Source organism: Actinomycetes bacterium, from assembly GCA_036000965.1.
Classification (GTDB): Bacteria; Actinomycetota; CALGFH01; order CALGFH01; family CALGFH01; genus DASYUT01.
Window position 1 is genome coordinate 1 of record DASYUT010000217.1, and the last position, 3,313, is coordinate 3,313.

Consider the following 3,313-nt stretch of genomic DNA (forward strand, 5'->3'; position numbering starts at 1 on the left):
ACTCCAAGAAGGAGGTGGCTCGGATGCGGCATGAGCGCAACCCCGAGCACGAGCACGCCATCGACACGTTCCTCCTGCTGGTCGGCGCGCTGCTGCTGACCGGGAGCGGACTGCTGTGGCTGGTCGGCCAGGTCGCCGCCATCCTGTTCGGTGCGCATGAGCACCTTGAGCTGCGCCTGGACGACATGTTCGGGGTGCTGCTGCACCTGCCCGGCCACTTCAACGACCCCAAGCAGGCGTGGCCACCAGCGGCGCGGCGGCTGCTACCGGGCCCGGTCGGCATGTACGCCGCGCTGGTCCTCACGGTCTGGGTGCCGGTGCTGCTTGTGGGGTGGCTGGTGGGCCGCTGGCGCGTGCCCGCCCGCCGCGGCCGTGTCCCGCGCCGGCAGCGAGGGGCCAGGTGGGCGAGCCTGTGGCAGCTCCGCCACCTCGTCGTGGTCGGCCCCCGGCCGGGGCGGATCATCCTGGGCCGCCGCAACCGGCTCACCGACCGGCTCGCCGGCCGGGTGCTGCTGGCGGTCGAGCAGTGCCACGCAGCTGCTGGGCGCCAAGCTGCTGGCGTGCGTGCTGCACGCCGCGGCGGGGACCGGCCGGACCATGGCCGAGGTGGCCCGCTGGGTCGACGTGCAGGACTTCGACGAGGTCGCCCAGTGCCTGATGGAGCTGGGCGACGCCCAGGCCCTGGACGCCTGGGCAGCTGGCCTACCGCTACGGCAAACGCGCCGCCACGGTCCTCAACGGCCACCGCGCCAAGCTGCTGCTCTCCGGCCAGGCCGACCCGGCCTCCCTCGAGCTTGCCTCCAAGCTGGTCGGCGACGAGGCGATCACTCACACCAGCGAGACGGTCGGCGGGGACGGCCGCCAGTCGCGGACCGACTCGGTCAGCTACCGGCGGCTGGTGCCGCCGGAGGCGCTGCGGCAGCTCAAGCCGAAGCGGGCGCTGCTGGTGTACGGGCACCTGTCGCCGGTGCGGATCCGCCTGCGGCCCTGGTTCCGCTCCCCGCGGCTGGCCCGCCTGGCCCGCGCCACTACCCCGCTGCCCACCGGGCGGCTGGCCACCAGCAGCGCCACCCGAGCGCGCCCGTCGAGCCGGCTCTGCCGGCACCCACGCCGGTGGTCGGTGGGGATGAGGAGGTGGCGGCCTGATGGACCACGCCGACCCCCGCCCCCGCGAGGTCGGGCTGGTGCTCGGCCCGGCCGAGACCGACCGGCTCCGGGCGTGCTGGGCAGCGCCGGGCGCACCCTGGCCGTCGACGAGGACGACCGCGACCTCCCTGACGAGCAGCGCCTGGCCCCCCAGCTCGACCGGGCCGAACACGACCTGATCGGCCGCATGCTCGACGCGAACAAGGCCACCGTCCGCCTGGACGTCCCGGTCCGCCTGGACCCCGCCGAGACCGCCACGGTGCTGGGCCTGCTCGACCAGGCCGCCGAGCGCCTAGACGCCTTCGCCGCCCGCCGCGCCCAGGGCCAGTTCCTGATCGGCCCGGACTGGTTCGCCGACCAGGCCGCCGCGGCGCGTGCCTGGCGCGCCGATCTGGACCAGCGCCAGGCCGAGCGCGCCCTGGCCCGCCGCGAGCAGCGCAGGGGGGCCGGCGATGCGCGCTGAGCCCACCCCCGCCGGCGCCCGACCCCATCCGGTCGGGACCTGCTACCTGCTGCACTTCGACCAGCGCTATGAGCACGCGGGCCACTACACCGGGAAGCCCGCGAGTTCGGGATTTCTGAAGGTAGTCTGGCGCGTCTGTGGCGGTGAGTTTGCCGAACTTGCCTGGCGGGCGCGGCCTTCGGCTGGGTCAGCTTGCGGTGAAGGCCCGCAGCAGGTCCAGGTGGGCCGCTGCCGGCAGCCCGCTGGCGAGCAGGAAGGTGGCCAGGAACAGCCGCCGGCCCGCCAGCAGCGCTGCCGCGTGCTCCTGGTAGCCGGGCGGCAGAGGCTGGACTGCTTGGTAGCCGCCCAGCAGGACGGGATGCAGTGGCTCGGGAACGCTGTCGACGGTGATCGCCAGGTCCAGGGCGTAGTGGCCCCAGGCGGCGTCGTCGAAGTCGAGCGGGCGGGCCTGGCCGTGGTGGTCCAGGACGTTGCCCAGGTGCAGGTCGGCATGGACCAGCCCGTAGGCCTGCGGGCCGCTGCCGAGCTCGGCCAGCGCCGCCTGGACCCGGTCGGCCACCTCCTCAAGCAGCCGCCGGATGGCCGGGTCGATGCGCCGTTGGGCGAGCTGGGCTTCATACCAGCTGCCCGCCCAGGCGAGGTGCTGAATGTCCAGGGCTGGGCGGGTGAAGCCGGCCGGCGGGCGGAACCGTCGGGCGTGGGCGTGCAGGGTGGCCAGTACGCGGCCGAGGTCGGCGACCAGCCGGCGGGACGGGCGGGCCTCGCAGTGGCGGCCCTGGACCCACGCGAAGGCGAGGCAGCGCCCACCGGTCGGGAGGTCGGGGATGGTCACGTGGGTGCTGAAGCGGGCCGCCGGGACGGTCAGGTCGGTGTCGCGGGCAAGGGCGGCCAGCCAGGCCAGCTCGGCGTCGAGTTCGGCGTCGCTGCGGCCGTCGGGCAAACACACCCGCACCACCAGCCGCTCGCCGGTGGTGGTGTCGCAGCGGAACAGGTGGTTGCTGTGCTCACCCATCCAGCGCAGCCGACCGACCGCCACGCCTTGCTGGTCGAGCGCGGCACGAGCCAGCCGCCGGAGCTGGCTGGTCGTGGGTTGCAGCTCGCGTTCCCTCACTGGCTCAGCCGCGCCGTCCACGGCCAACACGCTAGCCAGCACCACGGCCCCTGGCTAGCGAACCACGACCGGACGCTCGTCGAGCGGGCCGAGTTCCAGGCAGTAGCGGATCGCGGTCGTGTCGGTGATGCCAAACAGCCGGGCGAGCGTCAGCGGATCACCGCCGGTAGCGTGGCCTTCGGCCAGCAGCCGGTCCACGCGCAGGTCCTCGGCGGTGACGCCCAGCCGCTGGAACACCTCCTGAACATAGCCGCGGGTGACCGGGCTGAGCCCGCCGGCGGTGCTCTGGTTGACCAGCAGGTAGGGGTTGGCGCTGGCTGGCCAGCGGGCACGGCGAACCTCCAGCCAGGCCCGCAGCTCGGCGAGGGTGAGGGCGTCCAGGCGGCGGGACCGGCCGCCCGCCAGCAACCTGCCGGCGGCCAGGTCGACGTCATCCAGGGCGAGCACGCGGATCTGATGTGGGCGCAGGGCGTGGACGCCGGCCAGCAGCACGACCAGCCGTCGGTCCGGGCGGTGGAGCTGGTCGAGCAGGCCGGCGCGGCGGGCCGGGTCCAACCCGACCGCCGGTGGTGGTGGCTGGCGGTCCAGCTCCA

5 protein-coding genes are annotated in these 3,313 nt (G+C 74.5%); 1 reads left to right on the forward strand and 4 read right to left on the reverse strand.

Annotated elements, in window-relative coordinates:
• Positions 1 to 218: hypothetical protein (locus VG276_19925; protein HEV8651595.1), on the reverse strand; the 218-nt coding region annotated here is incomplete at its 3' end.
• Between the two features lie 45 nt (positions 219 to 263).
• Positions 264 to 533 (reverse strand): hypothetical protein, encoded by a 270-nt coding sequence (locus tag VG276_19930; GenBank protein HEV8651596.1) that lies wholly within the window; start codon positions 531 to 533, stop codon positions 264 to 266.
• A 686-nt stretch (positions 534 to 1,219) separates the two neighbouring features.
• Between VG276_19930 and VG276_19935 the strand changes: the two genes are divergently transcribed.
• Positions 1,220 to 1,609, forward strand: a complete 390-nt coding sequence (locus VG276_19935; GenBank protein ID HEV8651597.1) for a hypothetical protein — start codon at positions 1,220 to 1,222, stop codon at positions 1,607 to 1,609.
• 187 nt (positions 1,610 to 1,796) lie between these two features.
• On the opposite strand, the gene VG276_19940 is transcribed toward VG276_19935, so the two are convergent.
• Positions 1,797 to 2,720, reverse strand: coding sequence for a phosphotransferase (locus tag VG276_19940; GenBank protein ID HEV8651598.1), 924 nt, complete (start codon positions 2,718 to 2,720; stop codon positions 1,797 to 1,799).
• A gap of 54 nt (positions 2,721 to 2,774) precedes the next feature.
• Positions 2,775 to 3,313 (reverse strand): integrase (locus VG276_19945; protein HEV8651599.1); only part of this gene is annotated, 539 nt, incomplete at its 5' end.